The 26,627-nt window shown below is 46.6% G+C and carries 17 protein-coding genes; 1 reads left to right on the forward strand and 16 read right to left on the reverse strand.

Features of this window, described 5'->3' with window-relative positions; translation table 11 throughout:
- Positions 1-45: 45 nt before the first annotated feature.
- Complete coding sequence (locus tag KN811_RS17920; RefSeq protein ID WP_187964878.1) at positions 46-1,065, reverse strand: LacI family DNA-binding transcriptional regulator; 1,020 nt, start codon at positions 1,063-1,065, stop codon at positions 46-48.
- 397 nt (positions 1,066-1,462) lie between these two features.
- Complete coding sequence (locus tag KN811_RS17925) at positions 1,463-1,654, reverse strand: hypothetical protein (RefSeq protein ID WP_187964879.1); 192 nt, start codon at positions 1,652-1,654, stop codon at positions 1,463-1,465.
- Positions 1,655-2,127: 473 nt separating this feature from the next.
- Here KN811_RS17925 and KN811_RS17930 point away from each other — a divergent pair, with 473 nt between their 5' ends.
- Entirely contained in the window at positions 2,128-2,352 is a 225-nt protein-coding gene (locus KN811_RS17930; RefSeq protein WP_187964880.1) for a helix-turn-helix domain-containing protein, read from the forward strand.
- A gap of 102 nt (positions 2,353-2,454) precedes the next feature.
- On the opposite strand, the gene KN811_RS17935 is transcribed toward KN811_RS17930, so the two are convergent.
- From KN811_RS17935 to KN811_RS18000, 14 genes are all read right to left on the reverse strand, one after another.
- Positions 2,455-3,510 carry a GntR family transcriptional regulator gene (locus KN811_RS17935; RefSeq protein ID WP_187964881.1) on the reverse strand — a complete coding sequence of 352 codons (1,056 nt, stop codon included), beginning with the start codon at positions 3,508-3,510 and terminating at the stop codon, positions 2,455-2,457.
- Positions 3,511-3,567: 57 nt separating this feature from the next.
- Complete coding sequence (locus tag KN811_RS17940; protein ID WP_216334932.1) at positions 3,568-5,868, reverse strand: alpha-L-rhamnosidase-related protein; 2,301 nt, start codon at positions 5,866-5,868, stop codon at positions 3,568-3,570.
- 245 nt (positions 5,869-6,113) lie between these two features.
- Positions 6,114-7,508, reverse strand: a complete 1,395-nt coding sequence (locus tag KN811_RS17945; protein ID WP_187964883.1) for a sulfatase family protein — start codon at positions 7,506-7,508, stop codon at positions 6,114-6,116.
- 49 nt (positions 7,509-7,557) lie between these two features.
- Complete coding sequence (locus tag KN811_RS17950) at positions 7,558-9,039, reverse strand: sulfatase (RefSeq protein ID WP_216334933.1); 1,482 nt, start codon at positions 9,037-9,039, stop codon at positions 7,558-7,560.
- Between the two features lie 12 nt (positions 9,040-9,051).
- The gene (locus KN811_RS17955) at positions 9,052-11,814 is read right to left on the reverse strand and encodes an alpha-L-rhamnosidase (RefSeq protein WP_187964884.1); all 2,763 of its coding nucleotides are present in this window, start codon (positions 11,812-11,814) and stop codon (positions 9,052-9,054) included.
- Between the two features lie 26 nt (positions 11,815-11,840).
- Positions 11,841-12,884: a DUF4843 domain-containing protein gene (locus KN811_RS17960; RefSeq protein ID WP_187964885.1), complete on the reverse strand. Its 1,044-nt coding sequence runs from the start codon at positions 12,882-12,884 to the stop codon at positions 11,841-11,843.
- 62 nt (positions 12,885-12,946) lie between these two features.
- A complete protein-coding gene (locus KN811_RS17965) occupies positions 12,947-13,564 on the reverse strand; it encodes a hypothetical protein (RefSeq protein WP_187964886.1) in 618 nt (205 codons plus the stop codon).
- Between the two features lie 53 nt (positions 13,565-13,617).
- Entirely contained in the window at positions 13,618-15,114 is a 1,497-nt protein-coding gene (locus KN811_RS17970; RefSeq protein WP_187964887.1) for a RagB/SusD family nutrient uptake outer membrane protein, read from the reverse strand.
- A 17-nt stretch (positions 15,115-15,131) separates the two neighbouring features.
- On the reverse strand, positions 15,132-18,254 hold the full coding sequence (locus KN811_RS17975; protein WP_187964888.1) for a SusC/RagA family TonB-linked outer membrane protein: 3,123 nt from the start codon (positions 18,252-18,254) through the stop codon (positions 15,132-15,134).
- A gap of 45 nt (positions 18,255-18,299) precedes the next feature.
- Positions 18,300-20,243, reverse strand: coding sequence for a beta-L-arabinofuranosidase domain-containing protein (locus KN811_RS17980; RefSeq protein WP_187964889.1), 1,944 nt, complete (start codon positions 20,241-20,243; stop codon positions 18,300-18,302).
- Positions 20,244-20,316: 73 nt separating this feature from the next.
- Positions 20,317-21,759: a cellulase family glycosylhydrolase gene (locus KN811_RS17985; protein ID WP_187964890.1), complete on the reverse strand. Its 1,443-nt coding sequence runs from the start codon at positions 21,757-21,759 to the stop codon at positions 20,317-20,319.
- A 27-nt stretch (positions 21,760-21,786) separates the two neighbouring features.
- Positions 21,787-23,544: a right-handed parallel beta-helix repeat-containing protein gene (locus KN811_RS17990; RefSeq protein WP_187964891.1), complete on the reverse strand. Its 1,758-nt coding sequence runs from the start codon at positions 23,542-23,544 to the stop codon at positions 21,787-21,789.
- A gap of 57 nt (positions 23,545-23,601) precedes the next feature.
- A complete protein-coding gene (locus KN811_RS17995) occupies positions 23,602-25,410 on the reverse strand; it encodes an arylsulfatase (protein ID WP_187964892.1) in 1,809 nt (602 codons plus the stop codon).
- Between the two features lie 203 nt (positions 25,411-25,613).
- Entirely contained in the window at positions 25,614-26,618 is a 1,005-nt protein-coding gene (locus tag KN811_RS18000; protein ID WP_187964893.1) for a GRP family sugar transporter, read from the reverse strand.
- Between the last annotated feature and the right edge of the window lie 9 nt (positions 26,619-26,627).

Consider the following 26,627-nt stretch of genomic DNA (forward strand, 5'->3'; position numbering starts at 1 on the left):
AATGTCACGAAATTTCAGGATAAAATTAAATAATCGGCAATATTTCTACCCTCTTTTACAGGATTTGCGAATTATGAGCTCGGCCTCCAGGCAGACCTGTTCTTTCTTTAATGCAGGATCGGAGATCTGGTCTGTCAGGATTTTAACCGCATTTTCTCCAAAACCTTTAAGCGGTTGTTTGACATAGGTCAGGGGGCAATAATAAAAATCAAAGGCTTCTCCTTCGTCAAAGCTGATGATGGCGATATCTTCCGGTATCTTATAATTGAGTTCATCGATATACTTCAGGCCATACACAGCCAGGGTATTGGTTGCAAATAAAATGGCATCCACCTTGTTTTTGCTCAGTAACATATTGTCTATGGCCAGTTTAACTTCCTGTTTTATATTGGAAAACCTGATCTCATTGACCCAGTCTTCCTTAATTTCCAGGTTACCGTCTTCCATGGCATTTTTATACCCTCTTATACGTTCTCTCATATGATGGAGCGAACTGGCATAAGCGATGATCCCGATCCGGGAATTGCCTGTCTGGATCAGCCTCCTGGTGGCCTTGTAAGCAGCCTTGTAATTATTGATGACAACGTAATTGGATTCTATTTCCGGGAAATAGCGGTCGATCAGGACAAAGGGGATATTATTGGTTTTTAAATACTCGATCTGTTTTTCGGAACCCTCTGCCGCGGCTATTATAAAACCGTCCACCTGCCGGTTGCTCAGAAACTGGACCAGGTCCCAGGACTTATCTGCCTTTTCGTCACAGCTTCCGAAAAGCACCGTGTAATCGAGTTTCTTGGCCTCATCCTCAACAATACGCGCGATATGAGCGAAAAACGGGTTGGAAATATCCGCGACGATCAATCCTATGGTAAAGGTCTTGCCGCTTTTCAGGCTTTTTGCGATCTGGTTGGGCCGGTAATTCAGCTCCCTGGCCGCTTTTTTCACCTTTTCCGCCACCTTGAGGCTTACCCGGCTCTCTTCGCCCTTTGACAATACATAGGATACCGTGGCCGTGGAGACCCCTACTTTTTTCGCGATATCTTTCAGGGATACTTTTTTCTTCATGTTAATCGATTAAAAAAATAAATATACGAGCATTTTAAATTTTACAAAAATATTTTACTCCATAACGGCATGAAACTTCAGGGATTGCTTCCGACTTCCTGTTGCCTGTACGGATCAAAAGCAATCACAAACGGGTGAGAAGAAAGTTACAACTTTATTCTTAATCCAGTAGGAAAATATCAGAATCTGAAAATTTAACTCGTGCCCCAGCAGGTAACAAAAACCCTCATTTTACTGGTATTGTGCGGGTTGGGAGTAAAAAAGTGTACCAATCAATGGTCATACTTGAAAATAGCCTGCAGATTTTCGCAGAAAACAATAAAATAGCTGTTAAGTATATTGAAAATCGGACGGGTATTGTTGCTTTGTCATAGGCTTTATTAAAAAATGAAATCCCCTACTCCTTAAAATAGCAATCCGCCCGATACTCGAGGGCATTAATACAAATGGATCTATTGTATTCCCATCTATCTGCTTTTTCCTTTAACCCCACCTTTTTGAAATATTCTGCCAGATTCCCGGAAATTTCAGCGAGTACACGTAAATCGGCCAGGCTCATCAATTGAACGTCTAATTCCTGTTTTGCCATGTGATTGTAAGTTTAGATAAACAAAATAAACAGTATAATCCCAATTAAGGCAGCAATGACCAACCCCCAAAGGAATTTTAGAATAAATTGTTGTTTCCATTCTTCCCGGGCCAGGTCTGATGTATTATCTTCTATATATTCATTTTTAAACATAAGACAAATATATACAGGTTCATCCGGCTGATTTTACGGATATCCGTATCGGCCTATTTTTTTTTCAGTTTCCGCTCTAAATAATTGTATTCGAGTTTTAACTCGAAATAAAAACAGGGAAACATTTCTTTATTATTTAAACATAACACGATAACCTTGGTGCCTGTTTTGTAAAGTCGTGCCAATTCGGCAATGATTTCGGGATAGTATTCGCCATACATATAATTACATTTTATAAGTAGGCAGCGCGAGGACTAATATAATAAAAACAAGGATGGTCTGCCCTGTTGTTTAACAAAAATCTGCCTGAAATTGCAGATGTGGGAAATAAATCATTTGTAAAAGCATTTGGAGAGAACCTTAGATTCCTAAGGGAATCCCGTGGATTAACAATAGAAGAACTGGCTTTTAAGTCAGGGATAGATGAATCTCAATTAGGTAGAGTAGAACGGGGGGCAATCAATACTTCCCTTGAAATTGTACACCGTATTTCCAAAGGTTTGAAAATCCCGGTCAAAGACTTGTTTGACTTCACTTCAGAATAGATTCCTCTGCTTGTGTAATTTTTGCATTATGTTTGATTTAGACAGGATAGACAAGAAAATACTTTCTCTACCCGGGAAAATATTACGGAAAGAAGTCAAAAACTAAACTGAATTCCTGTCGAGGAAACGAAACACATTTTTAATTTTATCTTTCCTGTTGTTCAGGAGCATATTGGCCGCAGTTTCTCCCATAACCCTGAAATCGGTACTTATAACCGTGATACCCAGCAATTCCTTGAGCGGGGTGTCGTTATACGAGATAATACCGATATCCTTACCCGGAAGCAGGTTTTGTGTCCTCGCCTGTTTTACCAGCTTCACCAGGTCATTTTCTTCTATGGTAATGTATACATCACGGGGTTGCAGTTCCATATCGCCATAAACTTCGTCGAGGACCTCGAAATCAAAGGAATGCATTAAACAGAATTTCCGGAACCCGTGTAATATTCTCAGCGGGTAGGGATGCACCGACTTCCGGGGGTATACCAGTACGAGTTTGTCGTAAGCACTCAATTTTTCCAACCCTTCGGTCAGTGCCTGCTGAATGTCATTTTCAAAATCCTGGTACACTGAGGCATAGCTTCCTGAAATTTCCGGTTTGCCATTATCCAGCAGGAGCAACCTGTTCTTCGGTATTTTTTCTATCGCCTCCAGCACTTCATCCGTCTGGCCGATATACGTGAGTTCTTCATCCCGGAAATGGGGCATGATCACGTAGTAGTCGTACATTCCCATGTTTTTTTCCAGTGTCTTAACAAAAAGATACTCCTCACAGTGATAGACCGAGAGGTTTACATGGGCATTCACACCTATACGTTCTACAAACGAATCGTATATCTGCATTTTATAAGAACTCGGTTTATTGATCATAAAGAGAATGTTGATCCTGGAAATAAGGTCGGTCCTGGTCGTGTAATACCCCTTTCCCGGTACGGAAATGATGATCTTTTTCTCCTTGAGAAGATTATAGGCCTTCTCAACAGTATCCCTGGACAGGAAATATTCGTGACATACTTCATTTATGGATGGTATTTTCTGTCCTATTTTGAGATTGCCCCGTGCAATGCTCCCTATGATCGAATCTGCGATCTGCATATACTTGGGGATCCTGGAATTGTCATCTACATAGATATCTGTTAAAGGTGGTGCGATATTCATGATTTAGTGTTTTTGTAAAAAGTTAGTTGTAATAGATATGATGTATATCTGTGTGTTCTATTCCAGTTCGGCAATTTCGAATCTTCCCGGGTTCCGGACCTTTACGGTGTATTCTTCGGGTAGTTCCAACGAATAATTCAACCGGTTCCCCGACTTTTCCCACCGCAGGTAAATTCTCTCATTCCCGACAGGAATAGCTCCTTCACAAGTGTTTAAAGACGTTTTGTCAAACCGTAAAGTAACCTCCTTCTTTAAATAATCGATTTGCTGTATTCCCAGTGCCCCCTGATAAAGAAGATGCCCCAAATAGGAAGCAAAACCATGGTTGCAACTGGCATGGGTATCCATATGCTCCCACAAGGTCCCCGTAAGGTTGGCCATATTGAGGAAATACCCTTTCATCTCCTTCAGCATCTGATCGCTCAATCCATAACGATAGAGTATTTCCATTCTCAGGTAATTACCGATAAAAGCATTCGCTTTGAACACATTGGGATAAACGGCCTTGTCATCCCTGTCAGGACCAAATTCCGTTGTTAATTTTCCCCATAGTTCCGGATAGGATTCCGGAGTGGCCAGATCAAAAAAGAAGGCGTAATACTGACCTACTTCCGAAATATTGGAGGTGGGCCTTAAATTGCCCTCTTTATCCCGAACAGCATTATCTACAAAAAATTTCCCGTTGAACGACTGCTTGCGGACAGCCCGGATAATCTTTTCTGCTTTGCCTCCCGGTTCAGGCTCATCATAAAGTTCGGAAGCGGCTAAAAGTGCCTTGCTGTATAATGCATTTGTAGGATAGTTTACACCATTTACAAACTTGTTGGCCTCAGACCATTCGACAAACTTCCATCCTTTAAGGTTTTCCAGCAGGCCGTCCTCATTTTCAAACCGGGCAAAATAATCCAGTATGCCCATGACCCTGGGTTTCAATTGCTGTACCAATTCGGGGTCGCCACCCCGATCGGCATATTCCCTTACCTGTATTACAAACCATAGTGCCCAGTTGGGAATAAAATTCCCATTCCTGTTGTCTGCCGGATAAACCATCGGGATCATTCCTTCCGGCAGGTTTTCAAATGGGGTATAAAGGGCATAGTTCTCGTAATAATTGTAGGCAATATCGTCCTTCCCTGTGAACTCCTTTTCCACGATCGACATGAAGCGGCTGTCGCACAACCATCCGGCCCGCTCCCGGGAAGGACAGTCCATAAACAGGTCAACACTATTCTGCCTGAAGGTCTGTTTACTGGCCTCGAAGATCTTGTTGAGCCCCGTGTCGCTACTTTTAAACGCAATAGCTTTATGCTCAGGGTAAGCGTATTCCCTGATATAAGCATCCTGAACCTGACAGCTTCCCTTCACCACAGTCATCTTCAGAAAACGGAACGTATAGGCTTCGAAGGATTCCAGGTCATACGTTCCCGGTTCCAGCTCATAGCCGATGACATTATTGATGTTGGGCATTCGCTCTTTCGGTTTTACCTCGCCGTTCAGTAGTATCTCGTCAAAGGTAAAATAGATCGTGGAAGGTTCTGTACACACGATCCGGCTGCCGATGAAACCGGAAAGATTGGTCCCGAAATCCAGCGTATAAAATTCATTGGCTTCCAGTTGCTTCGGGATATCTGCATCATGTAACTTTTCCAGGGTTTGCGTAACCATTTCCTGCATGGTCAGTGTTGGGGTTACTGTAAGTTTCTCTTCGGGAAAACCCTCCGTGAATTTTCCAAGGTGTTTTTTATGGTATTTTTTTGGTTTTTCCCATCCGATAGTACCGTGATGGATCACCTCTTTCGGCCGGGTTATGTTAAAATCGGGCAGTTCCAGGTTTCTGTATAGCAGTTTTTTCTCCGGATAAACAGCCAGTTCAACCTTATCCAGGGAAGCAGGTAACGTTTTCCAGTGATCAAAATCCTCTTCCAGCCTGTAATATTCGATAAAAGGCCGTTGCATACTGTACCTTCTTACCTTTTGTACTCTTCCGTCCAGTTCTACGGCTTCAATACCCCGGCTTCGCCCGGTACCCGGGACATTTTCCTCAATACCGGTGGCGAGGATTACTTTTTCCCCGTTGCTTATTTCGGCCTGTAAAAAGGAAGGCTGGTCCAGCACATAGTACGAATTGACATTATATCCTGTCACTTCCACAGCCACCACATTGTCGCCTTTTTTCAGGTAGGGCGACAGGTCGTACTCATCTATTCTGTAATAACCGTGACTTGCCCGGGCTGGCCCGTATCCAAGGTACTTACCATTAACAGACACGCGATACAGTGTAGACCCGGTAATTTTTAAGACGGGGCTGGCAACCTTGTCCACTTTAAAAACGCCCCTGAACCCCAGGGTCAGGTTCATCTCGGTTTCACGGCCTTTGGCCCATATGGGTCGTGCCTTTTTAAAATATTTAGATTGGTCAATGGCCTTATGACCAGACTGCTGACCGTGGCACGAACAGATAATTATTGCTGATAAAATTAGAAATATAATCCTCATTGAGTTATGCTCTTAATTTCTATGTATTTCTTTGTGTTACTCTATGTAATAACTCTGTGTATCTCTGTGGTAAAATAGGATCTTTAGCATCAAAAAATACATGAAAATCATTGAACTGAAGTTACAAGTTCTTTATATTTCGATCTGTACTTATCAATGAGCTTCCGGTATTTCTTATCCTGTATCAGGTTATTTTTTTCACGGGGGTCCTTTCTCAGATCAAAAAATTCTTCATAATCGTGTTCGGTATACTTCAGGTACTTGAACTCCCTGCTCACTACACCCTCGGATTCGGGGATCTTGGGGCCGCCCAGGTAATGGTGTTCATAAAAGAACTCCTGTCTTTCCGGCACTTTTCCCTTAACCTGGCTGTACAGGTCCACTCCCTGCATATTTCCCGGGGCAGGGACACCTGCCAGGCCGAGAATGGTCGGGGCAATATCGATGTTCAATGCTATCTTTGAGGATGTCACTCCCCTGTCTTTCCCTTTTAGCCTGGGATCGTAAATGATAAGCGGAACCCGGATGGACTCTTCGTAACCGTACCATTTTCCCGCAAGTCCGTGTTCTCCCAGGAAAAAACCGTTATCTCCCATGAAGATAATAACCGTATTATCGGCAATTCCCTTATCCTCCAGGTCACGAATAAGGTTTCCCACCACATCGTCTACATGAGTGATCAACCTGTAATAATTTTTTACGCTGTTTTCATACATGGTGTCGTTCGCAAAGCGTATTTTCCACCTTTCCCTTGCAATATTGGTGTCCGAACGAAAGAAATCGGGAAATTTGTTCCAGAAAGCGGAGGTTGCCGTTTCGGGTTTGGGTATGGTATCATTGCGGTAGTATTCCCGGTATGCAGGGGATGTAATAAACTGCCGTGGATCGTTATCCTGCACATGGGGCGCCTTGAAACTGACCGACAGGCAAAAAGGTTCCTTCGCCGTATAGGTTGACAGGAAATGATGGAGGTCATTTTTAATCTTGTCGGTATGATGGATTTGCGTTCCGTCTTCCGTGACAAGCTCATAATCGGGTTGATGTTTATTGGTACACTCCCAGAAATCATAGCTGTCCCCGGGCTGATCTTTCGGATTGCCTACTCCGTATTTGCCGATAAACCCAACCTGATAGCCCGATGCTTTTAACAGCATGGGGTAGGTTTGCTGTAACTGTTTACGGGTAAGGCTCGTTCTGAAACCATTGATCTTATGCCTGGCGGCATATTGCCCGGTCAGGAAACTTGCCCGGCTCACTGCGCAAATGGATGTTGTTACATAAGCATTGGTAAATAAGATGCCGTTTTCCGCCAATCCGTCCAGATGAGGGGTTTTAATGAGCGGATTGCCCATTGCCCCCAATGCATCCCACCGTTGGTCATCGGTGAGTAGAAAAATAATGTTAGGGTGTTCGGTGTCCGTTTGTGCTTTCGCCTGGTGGCCTGTGATGAGGAAGATCGTCATCAATAGCGTGGTAAAGGTTCTGTAATGATAGGTTAACATAATCGTTTTTTTAGTTCTTGTGTTAAGGGTATGCAACTGTTTCAAACCTCTATTGCCGGCTCGGATGGGTTCCCCATTCAAACCGTTTGTCTTTATCGAAATCGGGATTGGGCCGGGGAAGCTCTGCCCCGGTATCCTTTTGCCATTGCTTTAACAGCTTGTACAGCTCCTCCTTTTTTCCGGGATACAGGGCCGACAGATCTGTCGATTCGCTGATATCCGACCTTAGGTTATACAGGGAAACCGATCCTGAAACCTGGTCTTCGATCAGTTTCCAGTCGCCTTTCCGGACCGCCCCTGCGGGCAGGTCGTGATGATAAACCGGATAATGCCAGTAGAGTGTTCTCCCTGGATCATGCCGGCCGGACAAAAGTGCGGGTAAGACGGATTCCCCGTCTATCGTTTGTTCACGGGGCATTTCCACACCCGCCAGTTCCAGAAAGGTCGGATAAAAATCCACGCTGCTTACCAGGGCTTGCGAAACGCTTCCGGGTTTAACCTTATCCGGCCATTTCACCAGCAAGGGCACCCGGATGCCCCCTTCGTGAACAGTTCCCTTTTCTCCCCTTAAAGGCATGTTGGAAGAAGCGATATATTGCAGCGGGTCATCCCGGTATATTTCCCTCCGGGGATTGGCCACCAGCGGTTTTTTATCATAACGGCTGATCAGTCCTCCGTTGTCCGAGAAAAAGACCACTATGGTCCGCCCGCTCAGCCGGGCACTTTCCAGCTTTTCCATGATCCGGCCTACGCTGCGATCGACATGCTCTACCATGGCTGCGTAAACCGCGTTACAAGGATAACCTTCCACTTTATCCTTCCGGAGATACTTATCGATCAGGTCCCGGTCGGCATTGAGCTGCACATGTACATCAAAATGTGACAGGAAGAGAAAAAAGGGTTTATCGCGGTACTTCCGGATAAATTCAATGCCAAAATCCGTAATCCTTTCCGAAAAGCGCTTTTCCGGGCTTTCTTCCCGGGATGGCGTAAAACGGCTCCTGTAATATCCCTGACCGGTATTAGCCACTTCAAAACCCTGATTAAGCGGGTGCATCTTTTCCATCCCCTTCCCGTCGCCGAGATGCCATTTTCCAAAATAACCCGTCATATAACCTGCGTCACGTAAGGCTTCTGCAAACGTATAAACCTGCGGAGGCAGGTATTGCGTCCGGTTTACCGGCACCCGTACCTTTTCATGGGGGCGCCAGTGGCCGGGGATAAAATCGGTTACTCCAATCCGGGCCGGATACTGTCCAGACATTATACTTGCCCGGGCAGGCGAACAAACCGGTGCCGCCGCATAGGCTTCGGTAAACCGTATCCCTTCCTCAGCCAGGCGCGTAAGATTCGGCGCCTCATTGAACCGGTTCCCGTAGACCGGCAGATCGGCCCAGCCCATATCATCGGCCAGGATGAAAATAATATTGGGACGTTTGTTCTTGTCTCCGGCCTGTGACCTGACACTTACGGATATCGTCATGGCCATGACCAGGGGGATCAATATTTTGGATGTCGTGATCATTCTCATCGTATGAATTATTTACTCACAGGTAAAAACATATGTTCCGCTGCCCACTTCCAGTACTGTATGGTCGGAGTCCCTGGACAGTATTGTAAGATCGTCTGCTTTGTGTAATGACCGCCCGTTTACACGGATGTTATTCTTTCCGAAAGCAGGGATGTAGACTTTTGCTTTTGTATTCACGGGGATCCCGATCTCCATGTGTAACTTATTGTCCTTTATTTCCCAGCCCGATGAGATCTTTCCGTTTATACTCCGGTAACTCCCCTGCATGGCTTTCATACGGGAATTGATCTGCGGCCTGATAATAATATCCCTGAAACCCACGCCTTCCGTGTCTATGCCCAGTCCGTACCGGAACATCCATTCTGCAACAGCACCATAAGCGTAATGGCTAAAGGAATTCATTTTTGCATTATTGCCTGCTCCGCCTCCAAACCCCTGTTCACGGGTATAGCTGTTCCATCGCTCCCAGATAGAGGTACTGCCATTTTCAATGGAATACCCCCAACTCGGGTATTTCGTCTGCATAAACAGGTCATAGGCCAGGTCGGAATAACCGTTTGCCGATAATGCCAGCATCAGGTGTTTGGTGCCCAGGAAACCTGTTGAAAACACATTTCCATTGGCCCGTATCATGGAGGCCAACCGGGCTGCCCCTTTGGCGGCCAGATGCCCGGGATACAGGTCGAAACACAACGCCAGCGCATAAGCTGTCTCTGTATCGTCATCCCGGATGATACCGTCTTCTGTTATATATTTTTTTATAAAAGCCTTTTTGATATGTTCGAATAACTGCGCGTAATAATCGGCATCTTCCTCGTTTCCTATGGCCTTTGCCATTTCCGACATCAGCCTCGCATCATAACCGAAGTAGGCTGCTGCGATAAAACCATCGGATACCTGTTGGCCCACAGCGAGCCAGTCGCCATAATTCATCCCCCCCGGCGGACGGATATAATCTTTACTGGCTTCGAGTTGAAATGTCATGAATTTTTTCATTCCGGCATACATCCGCTCGATCACCCGGGTATCTCCATACATTTTATATAACGTATGGGGCACAATAATCCCGGCGTCCATCCACCCCGGGGAGAACTGGTCGGCACGCGAATAGGGAAAAGGGGCGTAATTCGGATAAGCGCCATATGTTCGCTGAGCGTCATCCAGGTCAGCAAGCCATTTGGTAAAGAACGAGGCCACATCTGCATTGTAAGCTGCGGACCTCACATAGATCTGTGCATCTCCTGTCCAGCCGAGCCGTTCATCCCGTTGCGGACAATCCGTAGGTACTTCAAAGAAATTGGCGAACTGGGTGGTCAGTATGTTTTTATACAACGTATTGCTCATGTTGTTAGCTGCGCGAAATGTACTGGCCTGCGGGGTAGGCGAATTCATTACAATACCCGTGATCATACCCTTATCGGGCTTTGCGGACAGTCCGGAAACCTCTACATACTGAAAACCGTGATAGGTAAATTTCGGGGTCCATTCTTCGACACCATCACCTTTTAGCGTATAATAATCGGTGGCTCTTGCCTTTCGCAGGTTTTCCGTCATCAGGGTACCGTCGTCATGTAACATTTCACCATATCTCAGGGTGATCTTCTGACCGGATTCGCCTTCGACCTTTAGCCGTACCACTCCTGCAAAATTCTTACCCAGGTCAAAAATGTACACTCCCGCTTTTGGCTCCGTTATCTTTACCGGCCGGATCTCTTCGATATGACGGACGGGTTCTGTGGGATAGGCCTCCAGTTTTCCATCGGGCGGGAACGACGGCCGGGGCTTGCTCCAATCCTTCGCATCATATCCCGGCCTGTCCCAGCCCGGCATTTCCATCCTGGCATCATAGGATTCCCCCATCAGTATATCCGCCTCCCGGACGGGGCCCTGGTTGGATTGCCAGGTCTGGTCGGTAGCGATGATCTCTTTGGTACCGTCTTCATATTCCACTTCGATCTGCCCGAAAACTGCCGGGTCCACTCCATAAAATTCCCTCACCCTTTCACTGCGTATAAATAATGCGAAACCTAAATACCCGGCATACCACCCGTCTGCCGCAATGGCCCCGACCACGTTTTCCCCGTCGACAAGTTGCCCGGTGACATCATAGGTTACATAATAGATCCGCTTGTCGTAGTCCGTCCAGCCCGGTGTAAAATGGTCTTTACCCACTTTTTCACCGTTGAGGCGCAATTCAAAAACCCCGGCAGAGGTAAAATAGGCTTTGGCCTGCTTTACCTTTTTATCTAAAGAAAATGATTTCCGGAAATACCGTGCCGGGGGCAGGTAAAGCTCCTTGTATTTATCCTTGTTATTTACCCCGGCCCGGTGGGTGATCCATGTGCCTTTCCAGTCGGCATACCGAATCAGCCCCATAGACCAGTATGCAGCCTCACTCCACGCAGATACCTCATCGTCAGCATTCCATACGCGGACTTTCCAATAGCACTCCTGCCGCGACAGGAGTTCCCGGCCGGAATACGGCAACTGATTGGTCAGGGCAGACTGTACTTTACCGGTATCCCACAAGTCGGCCTCATCATTATTCAGCTTTTCAACCGATGACGCCACCATGACCTGGTAGGCACTCTGGTATTGATTTTTCTGATCCGAATGTAATTCCCAGCTCAGGCGGGGCGATGTAACGTCTATCCCCAATGGGTCGACCTTGTACTCGCAACGAAGATACCCCGGGACTATTTTCCCGTTGTTCCGGGCGTTGACGGTATATATTCCGGAGATCAGGATTACGATCAATAACCATTGTGCTTTCATCTGCCTTACTTATTTAAACAATTACTCTATTCTGCCGTAATAATCATACGTTTTATATTCAGATCCACATAGTCATTTCCGCCGCCGGTATCTGAGGTATCTTCCACCAGGGCGACCATATAGACATCCCGGTTAAGTGACCTGAAGAAGATCAATTCGCCCGGAGCGATCTGCTGAATAAATCTGCCCGGTCCATAATTCCTGCTGTTTAGCCCGAGGTCACCTATTTTTTTCTCCGCTTCCTCAAATGCGGCAAGTATATTTTCTTCTCCGGTCAGTCCTTCAAAAATATCCGGGTTATTGCTGTCTTCGGGCAGTTTCATCATGACCCCGTCATTCTTGTTTTCCCATTGATTATTGATGATTTTACCGGGCTCAAACTGCCCGAGGCGCCCAGCAGCAGATGGTTGTATCATGACCAACCCGTCCACACTGCTCTTTAAAAGACCGAAATCGATCCGGGCCTGTATGTCCGGATCCGACAGAGCTTCCGCCCTACTGTATACTACTCCGTCAATCACGTCGAGCATGGTGAGCCCTTCTTCCGAATCGGGTTGTTCCAGTCTTACCTGAACAGGATCTGTGGTTACGGGGAGAACGGGATCTTTTGAGATACTTATAACAAAATCATCGTAACCTTCCATTGGTACGGCACTGCCGGCTCCGGTGATCCGCAACACTATGTTTAAGCTATCCCCTTCGGAAAATGCATTGGGGAACAGTGTCACTTCTGCTTCCTCACTATGGCTGCTGTTTGCCGGAATTGTTATATCTCCCTGTATACTGAAATGCTGCCCTTCAACAGCAGATGATTCCGATTCCACCGCTTCAAACACAGCGGTGAGTGGTTCGGCCACCTGATACCCTACATAACGGATACGCAACGGAACGGTTATCGTATCTTCGGACTTTAATACAACATCAGCAGACAGTTCATCATTATCCCATCTGAAAAACCGGCCTTCAATCAGCGCGTCGTTACCCTCATCATCGTCAGAACATCCGCCTGCCGACAAAGACAGCAGCAGGAGAAGCAATAATTGAAATGTAATCAAGACTTTTCGTTTCATAATTTTTGGTGTTTATATCGGTTGATCAAGAAACTGTTTGAAGTTATAAAAATGCCCCGGTATTAACCGGCAATTTTCCAATGTACCGTAATTGAGCCTCCAATACCCTTTTCGATATTTACTATACGTCCTATCGCATAAATATCCCTGGACAGGGATTGAAATGCAATATAATCGCCTGTCTGAAGCCTGCCGATACGTTCTCCGGGGCCAAGAAGCGGATCATAATTATCGCGACGCTTCACTGTTTGTACGGCCTCCTTACAGAATGCTTTCAAATGGCTCTCCTTTTTAATTTCGCGGTACGCTTTCCTGTTGGCCTTGTTGTTCTCCACGGCAATAAGCCTGCCCCTGTTCCTTGTTTTCCATTTTTTCTTTACGCCTTGCCGGTATCGTTTCCCGTATATCTTGTCTCCGGAGAAGGACGGACAAATAAAATTGGCTCCCGTACCCTCCCCGTGTACGTATATCAGGTCAATACTACCCTGATTTGAAGTGGCATCCTTCAGCTTGTATTCTTTACCTTCTATCAGGTCCAGAAACCCGCCTTCGGTGGTTTTATATCCCTGGCCGCCCAATGTCGTTACTACTTTATTTATCTTTTTATCGGTGGCCTGGGCATATCCCGGCATACATAATCCGGAAACGCACCATGCCATCATCAATACATATATTTTCATACGAATAAAGATTAGTGGTTAATAATGAGAAGTGTAATACTCATTTCTTACCTCTACCATCCCGGATTCTGATGTCCTGCTATATTCGGGTTGGTCTGGATCTCTGACAGGGGAATGGGGTATAATTCATATTTAGGATCATATGAAGTACCGAATAACTTTGTTTCAAAGCCTGTTTCTATGGCCTCCTTCAATTTGCCCATTCTCCTGATATCAAATACTTCGTGAAACTCGAAGGAAAACTCCCAGAACCGTTCTTTGTAGATCAGCTCCCTGAATTCCTCCGGGGTGGCTGCCGCCTGCTGATCGTAAGTACCCGCATGTGCTCTTTCCCTGACCTCATTAAGGTAATCAAATGCTGTGGCATTCGGACCATTCAGTTCATTTTCTATTTCGGCCAGCATCAGTATCACATCTGAAAACCGGTAGATGATAATATCCGTTTCACCGTCAACAAAATTCATCTCCGGATCCTGGTATTTGGCCTGGGCCATACCGTTCCTGGGGTCTCCGTAAGGCCCGTTACCACTACCGAAAACAAATACCTGGTTCGTTCCCCGGGCCGTATAGCGCTCCAGCCAGGTAACATCCCTTCTGACATCTGTGGAATCGTAAGACTGATAAAATTCCTGTGTACATCCGCCGTGATACTGGCCGGTTCCGCCAAAAGGCGAGCGAAGAGGCCCCCAGATATGCGCCATTCCTGTTCCCTGGCCGCCTACTGCCCTGCTTTGCTGTACTGCAAAGACAATTTCCGCATTCAATTCATTGTCCAGTTTAAAGATATCGGCATAGTTGTCCAGCAGGTCATAACCGTAAGCCCCTTTGTTTTCATACAGGCTCACCAGCAATGTCCGGGCCTCTTCCAGTCCTGAACCGTCATTCATGGGCTCCCCGGCCATCGTCAGGTACACCTTGGCCAGCAAAAATCTGGCGGTTCCCCTGGTTACCCTGCCTTTTTTATCATCTGTCCTGTTTGGCGGGAGGTTTTCGTCAGCTTCTTTAAGATCTTCAATAATGGCAGCATATACCTCGCTCATGGGCGCTCTCGGCTGGTTGACATCTTCCAGGCTGGTCGTCTCCTTTAAGTATAAGGGAACATCGCCAAATAGCCGTACCAGGTTAAAGTAATTGTAAGCCCGTAACCACTTTGCTTCAGCGATCAATCGCTTCTTCAGGGTTTCATCCATGTCTATATCAGGAATCCGATCGATCGCCGTATTTGCCCTGTTTATCATATCGTAGACTGCACTCCAATAAGGCTCGATGATTTGAAAATTAGACGCATCAAAAGAATAATTTGCAAACATCCGCCTATTTGGCAACCTCGATGCTGAATGGGGGGCCGGCATAAAGGTAAGCGATGTGAAATAAGTGTCGTGAAACGGACGCCTGTTCAATCCGTTGTATATCGCAATGACCGCCGCATCGGCATCAGCTTCCGATACATAAAAGTTATTCGGGCTCAGGTCGGAATACACCTCTTCGTCCAATGAAGTGCAACCGGCCAGTAAAAGCATTACTATCAGGCTATTTATAATCGTCTTCATCTCTTTATTTTTTTTGATTAAAATCCTATTTTAACACCGAGTTGGTACATCCTTGCCCTGGGATAAGATGCAAAGTCGATCCCCGGAGCAAGGTTGTTTTGTCCAAATACCCCAACCTCGGGATCAAAGCCGGAATAGTTGGTTATGGTCAATAAATTATGAGCTGTGGCATACAATTCTACATTCCTGATAAAATCATCGGGCTTCATCTGCAGCCTGTACCGCAACGAGACATTTTTCAGGCGGATAAACGATGCATCTTCCACAATGGCGCTGTTGGGCTGCATATTACTCTGTTCAACTCCCCCGGGCCACCTGAAATCGTTGTGCTGATTTTCACTGGTCCACCTTTTTTCTCCCCATTCCTGCAACTGGTTATTGAGCATTCTTCCCGATGCGATAAAAAGGCGGTCTACATTGATCATCTCATTACCATAAGACCCCTGGAAAAACAGGTTGAGCGAAAATTGCTTATAGGAGATGTCATTATTCCACCCGAAAATAAATTTGGGATTGGGGTCTCCGATAATAACGCGGTCGTCGGGAGTAACCACCCCGTCTCCGTTGACATCCTCAAACTTCCAGTGACCGGGGCCTCTGTCGTTATTGAACAAGGGGATAGAGGGATTTCCGTCATAATCAAAATCTGACGGCTGGATAAGGCCTGTAACCCTGTAACCATAAAAACTGCCATAGGGTTCCCCTTCCCGCATAACATTTCCGGGGATAGCCACTATATTCCGGGCAAGGTCCGGGCCATATATATCTGACCCGTCTTCACCAAGGTCCAATATCTCAGACCTGTTAAAGCTGATATTAAAATTCGGGTTCCATACTACTTTTTTACCGATCTCTCCGCTAACGGTAACTTCAAGCCCCTTATTTTCAAGAGACCCGATATTTTTCATGGTTGAAGTATATCCCGCCGAAGGAGATAACTGGTAATTCTGCAACAGGTCGTCTGTTCTTTTGTAATAGGCATCCACGGTAATATTCAGCCTGTTGTTGAACAGGCCCATATCGATCCCGGCATCGACCTGCGTGGTCTTTTCCCATTCCAGGTCCGGGTTTCCCAAAACGGAAGGGGCAACACCGGACACTGCATTTCCCCCGACAATATAATTGGCAACCCCCAGTTGGGACAACGAGCCATAGGGAGGTATGGCCTGGCTGCCTGTTAAACCATAACTGGTCCTTAATTTCAGATTGGAAAACACGAACGAGTTTTTCATGAAATTCTCATTGGATACGGTCCATGCCACAGCCGCCGACGGAAAAACACCGTATTTTTTATTCTCTGAAAACACACTGGACCCGTCTACCCTTCCCGATAATGTCAGGAAGTACTTGCGCTTATAATTATAATTTGCCCGCAGGTAATAGGACTGGAGTTCCCGCTTTACCTTCGAGGTAGACCAGACAGTAGGCAGTAACCCGAGTTGGAGCCCGTCGGTACCGAGGTTATCCGTAGGAAAATCCTGCACACGATTATTCACCCGCCGGGCTACCTTCTGCTGCCAGGAATACCCGCCAGCTATATCGACATGATGCTGTCTGAATTCTTTATTGTAATTGGCAAAGGCCTCTACAAGATAATCGTTGAACTGAAATGTACTTAAAACAGCCATCCCGTTATTTAATTCTCCCTGGACCGTAGTGGTAGGCCAGAATATGTCCCTTCTGTTACTCTTGTTGTTTGCTCCTCCCCTGAGGTTTAGTTTCAGACCGGGAAGCAGGTCATAAATCGCATGGATATTGATCAACAGATTTTCATCACTGGTCTCGTTCGTTTGTTCTCTCAATAATGACAAAGGGTTCTGGAACTCGGGGTTTTCATCGTCTGTTTCAGACAATTCGCCTCCCATTGCAGCTGGATTTGCCTTATAAGCATTAAAAATGGCTCCGGGCGTGGTAATTATACCGCTCCCTTCTTCCGACCTGTTGCTCATTGACCTCGTATAATTTATATTGGTGCGAAGGGTGACCTTGTCGCTCAGGGTATTATTGAGGTTTACCCTGATATTCCCCCTGTTGAAATCGGTATATTTCAAGACCCCTTCAACCTTGGTGTAATTGGCCGATATAAAATACCTGGACGCCTTGGTCCCTCCCGAGATCCCCAATTGATACCGGTGGGAGGCTCCTGTTCTGAGTATTTGTGAGATCCAGTCTGTTGTTGGCAGATCTGTCCAATGCGGGCGACCGTCGAGACCGTCATATCGGGGCTGATTTCCGTTTGAGACCCTTTCTTCATCCTTTATCCTTCCAAAATCAGGCCCGTTCAGCAACGCGGGAAAATCGGGAACACTGGACATGGTCATTTCAGATGTAAAAGTTACCCTGGTCTTTCCTATTTTACCTCCCTTAGTGGTGATCATAATCACCCCGTTGGCTCCCCTGGCCCCGTATATGGCGGTAGCTGAAGCGTCTTTAAGGACCTCTACGGACTCTATTTCATCAGGGTTGAGGAACGACAGCGGGTTTGCAGTTTGCTTTGTATATGAATCGCCGTCTGCTTCTCCCGATTCCGGCAGGGGGTAGCCATCAAGTACAATAAGTGGTTCATTGCTTCCCGAGATGGAATTTGATCCCCTGATCCTGATAGAGGATCCGCCTCCGGGTTCGGCGGAAGTACTTGTAATATGTACCCCTGCGGCCCGGCCCTGCAGGGCCTGGTTTATGGTCACCGCCGGAGCTTTCTCGATATCACTGGCCGTCACCGAAGAGACCGACCCTGTAAGATCTGACTTCCGCTGGGTCCCATACCCCACTACAACCACTTCGTCCAGGGCCTGGGCATCTTCTTTCATTGCAATGGTAATTTCCGTCCGGCCCTCTACCGCTATTTCCTGCGTTTGATATCCCATATAGGAAACTATCAGAACCGCGTCTTTTTTTACCCCGGAAAGTGTAAACTTCCCGTCAAAATCGGTAAGGGTACCGTTATTGGTCCCCTCGACCCGGATACTTGTACCTATCAGCGGTTTTCCCTCCGGGTCCAGGACAGTACCGCTGACAACTATTTCCTGTTCATTTCCGGGCCCGGTAAAAACCGAAGCCTGCAATTCCCCGTATGTGCCCGTTCCCACAATGAGGAGCAGACACCATAATACCTTTTGAAAGGTGATAAACTTCTTCATAATTTTGGTCTTACTGTTGATTGATTTTTCTATTTATCATATATGCTATGGCGCCATTGGAAAAGTCAGCCGCCGCAGCACCGTATTGCCCATGGGCACCAATGTCATATCCATTTTGTTCCCATTCGTGTCCCGAAGCTGGGTTTTGATCTTTAAAACCGGTTTATCAAACGGAAATGCTACATCGGATTTCGCCTTATCCCGTACCAATTCAAAAGAAGGGTTTTCCGGCCATTGATAATCCCAGCCGTTTTGGTCCGTACATGTCACATTCCACTGGTAAAATCCGCTGGTGTTGTGTTCCTTCAGTTTTCGTTTGGTAAAGGGAAAGGCAAGTGCATACAGCAGCGGGCCCCGCCGGATGAAATATTGCCGGTTCCCTTCCGGATCGACATCAGCAGTTTGCTTAACATCAAAATTGAACTGTACCCTGACCTTATCACCCGTTTTCCAGGCCCTGGTCACTGAAATTGTATTGTTGGCAGTGTCTATTTCGGCATCTTCCACCCCGCTGATATCCACATCTGTAACACCGAACGGCTTCCTGAACGTAAAAGTGAACGATGCGGGCTGCCCAACGGTAAATACAAAATCGATGTTGTCTTCAAACGGATAGGCGGTCTGTTCTTCAATAGTGACTTCCGTTCCTTTTACTGTGGTGGTATATGATGACGGGCCGAACATCACCGCAGTAACTCCCGATCCATCGGCATTGTCCATCCACATTCCCTGCACATAATACGGCATAAGCCTGCCGGAGTTGAGCGTACAGCATGAGGCTGCGTAGTGGTTGCTGTCAAACGTATACCGGCCCAGTTTTTTCTTAGGGTCAATGGCTATGCGGTTGTCTTTGGTCAGGTAACTCACCGCTGACAGATCGGCAAACCGCGCTCCCTGGGCGGCATTGAAAACTGCGCGTTCGGTCCGGTCGGCCAGCTGCATGTCTCCCGAAAAACTGATCATACTGTTAAACGGGCTGATCAGTTCGGTGATACCGCAATACTCATAGGCTTCGTTCCCCGTACCTTTTCGTTCCTGTACATTCTCGTCGGCACGCATGGCCCCGCCGGGTGTCGTGGCATAATTCAACTTGTACATGGCATTGCGGGCATATTGCTCATACTCCGGTGCAGGATACAATGCCTTCAGCCAGAAGGGGGCCATAAACCCCTCGGCGATATGTGCCCCGTGGTTGGAGAAATAAGGTTTTTTAGCCTCAAGCCGTTTTGGTGCAAGGTCCTCGATATTCGTATCGGCCCGGTCGAGATCGGCATACAGTTTTTTTGCGAACTCCGCGTAAGCCTTGTTTTCCGTGGTGCGGTACAACCATTCCAATATTTCGAAATACCCTACGCCATGGCCCGTACCGCCGTCCGTACCTGTGGCAAAAGGATTTTTTTTGCGGTATTTCTCCATGGTGAGCTGTACGGCCTTTTTTAAATGGTCGAGTACGCGCTTATCACCCGTAAATTCGTAATAAGCGGCAAGCGCCACCATAATCCGGCTCTGTGTCCATAACTCCCCGTTGGGCCCGGTAAAATTGTATCGGGTATGCGGTGTATCGCCTTTTTTATAAATGCCGATATACCCGGAAGTATCTGTATTGTTTATGATCTCATTGACCCAGGCCTGCGCACTGTCGATATACTGCCTGTTTTCCGTGAGGTAAGCCATCCGGATAATGGCGTCTTTCCAATAGCCTTCATGTTCACCGCTCCACCATTCCTTCCGGTTGTCGTATTTCCTGTCATTAAGCCGGTTCTGGTTGACAAACAGATTGTATGTCACGGTATTGCTGATCTTGTCAAAGCTACCGATCAACCCCTGCCGCAGGTCCCTGTCCATCTGGTTTTTTATCCAGCCCATCGGTTTTATGGCTCCGACTCCTGCCAAACGGTAAGTGTACACACTTTTTTCCTGGGCCCGGGTATTCAGTGATACCCCGACCATCAATCCAATTAAAGCCGCTATTTTTAATTTCTTTCTCATAATTGATGTCCTTCAACTTTATTCTGCCGGTTTCACAACTATTCTTTTGATCTATATTCTTTTTTAACTCTCATTATTGCGATACTCCCGGGTATAGGTCCAGGGTATAGTCTGTCCTGTCCCGGGGTAAACTTTTTATAACGATCTTTTGCAGACGATCATCCCAAAGGATGTCGGGGTAACTGCCTTCATCTTTCGGTTCTGTAATGAAAAACCTGTCCCCCTGTAACGGGTCATAAACAAAATCCCATTCCCCGTTATTAACCGACAGCCTAAACCCGTCGGGAAAGTGCCGGTTTGCCCCGACAAAAACCTCAGTATCCCCTTTTGCTTTTTCGTAGGAAAAATTTATTTTCAGATGTCGTTTGGCAAACCGGTATTTAAAATGTGTCAACCTGCCCGCAATCTTTGACGGAAATGGCCTTGCAATGATATCTGTTATGTATTTTCGCTCTGCGGTCCCTACGGCCACGCTATCCTGAAAAACAGCCCATGTAAATTTTCCCATATGATTGGTCCCTTTCCATCGCGACCCCAGGAACCAGGCTTTTATCATACCCATTCCCAGGGAATCTGTGATACGGGCCGTTTCCATATATGCATTTTCATACCTTTGCTGCTCACTGATATCCCGGTCTGTCTCATCATAGGTTGCGGAGCCCCATTCTCCCAAAAACAAGGGAGCATCAGATAAAGCCGCCTCATTTTTGTACCGGCCAATAGTCGGTTTTATAGCTGAAAGGTCCAGCTGGTAAATATGGGGTGCAAACATGATCTTCGGTCTCCGGATATCTTCCTTCATTTCCCAGAACGGTATCTTTCGTTTAGCACGGTCCGGGTTCTTTTCCATAAGCATAGGTTGATACAGTGCCCATTTTGTAGTATCGATCTTCCGGAGGCTATCGATCATACGCCGGTACAACGGCATCAAATACTTCCGTTGAACCTCGTCATAAGAACCTTCTGTATTTCCTTTATGAGGTTCATTGAGCAGGTCATAGCTATACACATAAGGTTCGTCCCGGTATCTCTTCCACAAACGCTGCCATCCCTGTATCACAACATCCTGCGTGTTGCCTTTATTGAGCCAGAGCCGGCCCCATATTTCCTTTTCGTTAGACTTTCTCACCCTGTAAACCGTCAGTTTAAATCCCGTATATATCCCGAATGCTTTGCCGAGGGCGACCATTCTATCCAGTTCTTTGAGATATGTGCTGTCCAGGGAATATCCCGGCCACGCCCCCAGCCGGGCCATGTCTAACCGTATGACCTGGAAATTGGCTCCCATCCGTGCAGCTCTTAGATAATCTTTTTCGGTATACGCGATTCTGCCCAGAAGGTCTTCCGTGTTCATCACAAAGCCCCGCGGTACAAACTGCCGGCCTTCGCCAGGTTCAAAATAAGTATAACGAAGCGCTCCGGGCACTTTTTGTCCGTAAGCGTTCATCGTACAAAAAAGCACTATGAGGAAGATATCGGAGATTTGACCCATCTTTATTTTTAATATTTTATTCATAACCCGGAGCTTCGAAACACCATTTGATTATGGCGCTATTTTTATGTTGTCAATATCTACGGTTCCCGATCCTTTTGACATATCTGCCCAAACCAGCTTCATCTTGTCGATGGTCCCGGTCCATGAGTTCTCTTTACTCAAGTCCAGGACGTATGTGGAGTATTCACTGCCATTGCTCACAATATTCATATCCTTACTATTGGAATTTGAATACTCATCTTCCAATTGATGAGCCCAATACACTTTTAATTTTCGTCCCGATGTATTGTTTCTGATCTTCATATAGATCTTAGGGTTCGAGGCGGCATCGATATTTAAACCGGTGTTCAATCCTTTATGGTGGGTATCATCGAGCGCAAATGCAGGGGGGCCATCATCTTTAGTCGTATCCAGTTCAAGTTGTACGTACGTGTCATACCTGGTTATTGATACCACATCATTGTGCGAGCCTTCTGCCGGAATTCCGGATGTGCTTCCGTCGAACTTCCATTCGTACGGGCCTGCATCGGTCACCTCCATATTATTGCTGAATGTAATATTGGGAGTGACATTGGGGCGTAAGAGATAAAAGCTAACGCCCGGCACCCTGGTGTAGGTATTTCCGCTAATGATGGTAGGCCCGTTCGGGTCTCTTAAGGGATCCGAGATCCAGATCTCACAGTCTTCGGGATGGTGGGCAGACTGGTTATTGTGATGGAAGGTGTTGTTCAGTACATAATTGCGCTTGTTGTATTTTACCGGACCATTTTGATTTAGGGTATAGAAGAACATCATGGCCGGTCCGTCGCAATGGTGCATATAACAATTGGACACCGTACATTCCACAACATGCCCCTCAAAGTCTATGGCTTCGCCGTCCGGGCCATTGGGAGCATTGCGGTGTACGTAACCGACCTCTGTATTTTTTACTTCAAAATCACGGGTTCTTCTCAAAAGAATTGCACAGGAACCGTTCTCGGCTTCTCCCGTATAAATATCCAGTAATGTACAATTGTCGATGTATCCGCCTTTGGTCCAGCGAGGGAGCATGGCTGTCTTGACGGTCGAGGTAATTTCACAATTTGCTATTTTCAGGTCCCATATCGGGTAAGTCTCAAAATCGATCTGTTTCAAGGTGTTAAAGTACATACAGTTCAAAAACACCTCACTTCCTGTGGATGTACAACCTTCAATTAAAATGTCCTTGATATTGTATTCGAATGCCGTAGTCACATCCCTCTGATAATCCCCGGTGATCTTTACACAGGTACCTCCGCCGTTAAAATCACAGTTGCGTATGCGTACGTATTCCCTCCCGTTCCTGAACGGGTATATGAGGGTTATACCATTGCCGTTATCATCGATCTGGAGGTCTTCAATGACATATCCGGAAGAATTGGCTATAAAAATTGCCGCATCCGAATTATCCTTAATCACAGGTTTGGGGCCGGACCCGTAGGCTGCAATGGTAACGGGATTTTCCGGTGTACCCTGTTTGCCGGATAACCGAATGGATTCACCGGACCACTGGTCGCCGCGGTTTAACAGTATGGCATCTCCTTCACCGGTGATCATGCCGGCAGCTTTGGAGAGGGTCTTGAACGGTGTAGATGCACTGAGCCCGTCATTGGAATCCGAGCCGCTCGTACTTACATAATAGGCGGTAGTCCCTTCGGGCAGGCTGGTAACCACCTGTTCTTCCCCGTTCAGGTTTTTATTGGCCTCGAAGGTCTTTTCTTCAGCACAACCCCATTGAAAAAGGATCAGCGTACATAAAATCAGGAAGGTGTTACATTTGGTTTTCATAATTGTTTTGGTTTTGGTTATTGGTTTGGTTAATGCTAACTGATAATCATATAGGTTCTATTTTTTTGTTACATATACATAATAGGCACCGGACAGGCTGTTATTATTCTCGTCGTCGAACCAGGTGTGCAATGCTACGGGGCCTTTTTTAAGGCGGGCGGTAAATTTGATGCCCTGGTCGGATGGCTCCACTTTTTTCCTGCCCCTGAATGTTCCGGCTTTACCTTTTAAATATATTTTTGCGTATGCTATGGGAAAGGATTTACCCGAGTCAACACTTTCCCGCAGTGTGGCTTCTGTTTCTTTGGCCCATCTTCTCAGTTCGAAAGTGTAGTTCCCGGCCTCGGCCACATCGAGAAGCCAATAGCTGTTTTTGGCATCTCCCCGGACCACATGTATCTGCCTGTCCATAAAGACGTCCATCCATTCACAGGAGGTTAGCATGGAAGGATTCTCCTCGGGCGATCCTATAATGACCCGCTGCGGTTTATTTACCACGTCTTTCGACTCTTCCCAGAATTTATCCAGATAAGCCTCCATTTGGCGTACTACTTCCGGGTGGCGGTCAATAACATTGTTTTGCTGAAGCGGATCTTCGGTCAGGTTGTATAATTCCCGCTGGTTCAACAACCGCCAATCTTTCCACAGCACGGCTGCACCGGACTTTTCAATAATGGACCTGGCATAAGGGGAAGGATAGTTATAGAACGGCATTTGGCTGAAATTGATCCAAAGCGCCCTTTCGGGATCGACATCCTTTTCACCTTTTAATACCTCAGCCAGGCTAATACCATCAAAATCATTCGTTTCATCGGTTTGAATACCACACAGGTCCAAAAGGGTGGGAAGGATATCCTGCACCTGGGTTAACCCCTTGATATCACGCGGCGTTCCCAGCTTGCCCTCCGGCCATTTGATAAAGAACGGTACGCGGTGGCCTCCTTCGTATAACTGGACTTTCTTGCCCCGCATTCCGGCGTTGTAATATTTGGGGCCGAACGTACTGCCATTATCCGTCAAAAAGATCAGGATGGTGTTTTTATCGAGCTTGTTTTTCTTGAGGAATTTCTGAAGGTCCCCTACATTCTGGTCAACATTCCGGATCATGGCGAGATACCGGATAAGTTTGTTTTTGGTCTCCTCCTCCAGTGAAGCGAATTCCGAGTTTTCGATCGCCTGCTCCATTTCCCCGATATCCCCGGGTTTGGCATAGAAAGGCTGATGCGGGGTATTGGTAGGGAGGTACACAAAAAACGGTTTTTTGTCATCGGCAGACTTTTTCATAAAGTCCTTTGCACGATCAAAGAAAACATCGGTGCAATATCCCTTATATGCTTTTCTTACCCCATTGCGTATATAAACATCGTCGAAATAATCATTCCCCCAGTAATCGGGTACCGAGCCAATATGTGAAGAAGGGAACCACAGGGTCTCCCCGAACCCCCTGTCTTCGGGCCGGTAAGGGTAATTGTCTCCCAAATGCCATTTGCCAAATAGCCCCGTGTTGTAGTTACCTTCCTTAAAATAATCGGCCATGGTCCTGAGATCTTTCCTCAACAGCGTTCTGCCACTGCTCACATTGGACGCCCCGTTTTTCACCGCATCAATTCCGGTCATCAACTGGCTCCTGGTAGGGGTGCACATGGGAGCAACATGAAAATCGGTAAACCTGATGCTTTCGCCGTGCAACTTGTCAAGCTGCGGGGTTTTCAGCACGGGGTTGCCATGTACGGACAGCTCACCATAGCCCTGATCGTCCGTCATAATAACGATGACGTTAGGCTTTTGATCTGCCTGGGCAAAACAGGTCCCTGTCTGAATAAGAAGTAAGCCTGTTACGAGTAAAGAATGTAAGCTGAGTTTCATAATATATTTTGTTTAGTATAGCAGGTGGTAAAAAGATTGAGTGAGATTGAATTAGATTGAATCCCGACTTTGTCGGGAGATTGAAAACAGCTTTTAAAATCAATCTCCTTCAATCTTCCTGTGTAGCGGACCAATCTCCTATCAATCTTTTTCGACTCAAACTAAATTTCATCACATACCCATTTTTTTAGTTTTTATATCACTCATGAACCTCCCGAATAAATAATCAGTCCCAGTCCGATGATAAAACAGCAAAACATGGCAACGATCAGACCGGTCACTGACTTCGGGCTGTTCTTAAACTCCTTCCAGATCAACACACCCCACAGTGCAGCTATCAGTGTAGCTCCCTGTCCCAGTCCATACGAAATGGCCGGCCCGGCCTTACCGGCAGCAATAAGATTGAACACATTGCCCAGGGCCCAGATACATCCGCCGAGGACACCGATACTGTGCCACCTGATCTTTCCTTTAAAATACTGGCTGTAAGCAATGGGCTTTCCTTCCAGTGGCCTTTTGAGCAAAATGCTGTTAAAAACCACATTGCTGAGCAAGATGCCGACGGAAAAAACCACCACAGCGGTATAGGGTGTCATCATACCTGCCGTAGGTTCTTTAAAGTTCTCCAGGTCCATGCTGGATGCTACGAAACCGTAAAACATGGACATCAGCACACCGGCAATAACCGATACGATGATCCATTTTGATCCGGAGGACTGCTGCTTCGGTGAGGACCGGCGATAGGCTACGGCATTGAGGATAATTGCGAGCGTAACAAAAAGCACTCCCATAAACAAAAGCACAGGATCTCCCTTATCCATCAGGAAATAATTAAGCACCACGCCCAGTACCAGGGCTATACCAATACCTATCGGGAAGGCTACGGCCATTCCCGCCCCGGCAATAGCAGCGGTAAGCAGTATATTGGCCAGGTTAAACACCACTCCTCCCGCAATGGCACTGAGCATATTGGAGGTTTTTGCCTGTCTCAGGTCTTCTATAAAAGGCCTTCCTTCGGAGCCAAAACTCCCCAATGTCAGGGCGGCTGCCAGCGAAAAGAGAAAGATACCGATAACATAGTCCCAATAAAACAGTTCGAACCTCCAGGTTTTCTGAACCAGTTTTTGTGTATTGGCCCAGGAGCCCCAGCACAACATGGTGATGAAGCAAAAAATGACGGCCGTAAGGTAGTTTTCAACAATGAACATAGTATGCAG

This window comes from Sinomicrobium weinanense, assembly GCF_018863395.1.
Lineage (GTDB): Bacteria > Bacteroidota > Bacteroidia > Flavobacteriales > Flavobacteriaceae > Sinomicrobium > Sinomicrobium weinanense.

What these genes read in the sequence shown, in the direction of transcription:
- KN811_RS17920 (WP_187964878.1), bottom strand. Translation starts at nt 1,065, where the DNA reads ATGAAGAAAAAAGTATCCCTGAAAGATATCGCGAAAAAAGTAGGGGTC.
- KN811_RS17925 (WP_187964879.1), bottom strand. Translation starts at nt 1,654, where the DNA reads ATGGCAAAACAGGAATTAGACGTTCAATTGATGAGCCTGGCCGATTTA.
- KN811_RS17935 (WP_187964881.1), bottom strand. Translation starts at nt 3,510, where the DNA reads ATGAATATCGCACCACCTTTAACAGATATCTATGTAGATGACAATTCC.
- KN811_RS17940 (WP_216334932.1), bottom strand. Translation starts at nt 5,868, where the DNA reads ATGAACCTGACCCTGGGGTTCAGGGGCGTTTTTAAAGTGGACAAGGTT.
- KN811_RS17945 (WP_187964883.1), bottom strand. Translation starts at nt 7,508, where the DNA reads ATGTTAACCTATCATTACAGAACCTTTACCACGCTATTGATGACGATC.
- KN811_RS17950 (WP_216334933.1), bottom strand. Translation starts at nt 9,039, where the DNA reads ATGAGAATGATCACGACATCCAAAATATTGATCCCCCTGGTCATGGCC.
- KN811_RS17955 (WP_187964884.1), bottom strand. Translation starts at nt 11,814, where the DNA reads ATGAAAGCACAATGGTTATTGATCGTAATCCTGATCTCCGGAATATAT.
- KN811_RS17960 (WP_187964885.1), bottom strand. Translation starts at nt 12,884, where the DNA reads ATGAAACGAAAAGTCTTGATTACATTTCAATTATTGCTTCTCCTGCTG.
- KN811_RS17965 (WP_187964886.1), bottom strand. Translation starts at nt 13,564, where the DNA reads ATGAAAATATATGTATTGATGATGGCATGGTGCGTTTCCGGATTATGT.
- KN811_RS17970 (WP_187964887.1), bottom strand. Translation starts at nt 15,114, where the DNA reads ATGAAGACGATTATAAATAGCCTGATAGTAATGCTTTTACTGGCCGGT.
- KN811_RS17975 (WP_187964888.1), bottom strand. Translation starts at nt 18,254, where the DNA reads ATGAAGAAGTTTATCACCTTTCAAAAGGTATTATGGTGTCTGCTCCTC.
- KN811_RS17980 (WP_187964889.1), bottom strand. Translation starts at nt 20,243, where the DNA reads ATGAGAAAGAAATTAAAAATAGCGGCTTTAATTGGATTGATGGTCGGG.
- KN811_RS17985 (WP_187964890.1), bottom strand. Translation starts at nt 21,759, where the DNA reads ATGAATAAAATATTAAAAATAAAGATGGGTCAAATCTCCGATATCTTC.
- KN811_RS17990 (WP_187964891.1), bottom strand. Translation starts at nt 23,544, where the DNA reads ATGAAAACCAAATGTAACACCTTCCTGATTTTATGTACGCTGATCCTT.
- KN811_RS17995 (WP_187964892.1), bottom strand. Translation starts at nt 25,410, where the DNA reads ATGAAACTCAGCTTACATTCTTTACTCGTAACAGGCTTACTTCTTATT.
- KN811_RS18000 (WP_187964893.1), bottom strand. Translation starts at nt 26,618, where the DNA reads ATGTTCATTGTTGAAAACTACCTTACGGCCGTCATTTTTTGCTTCATC.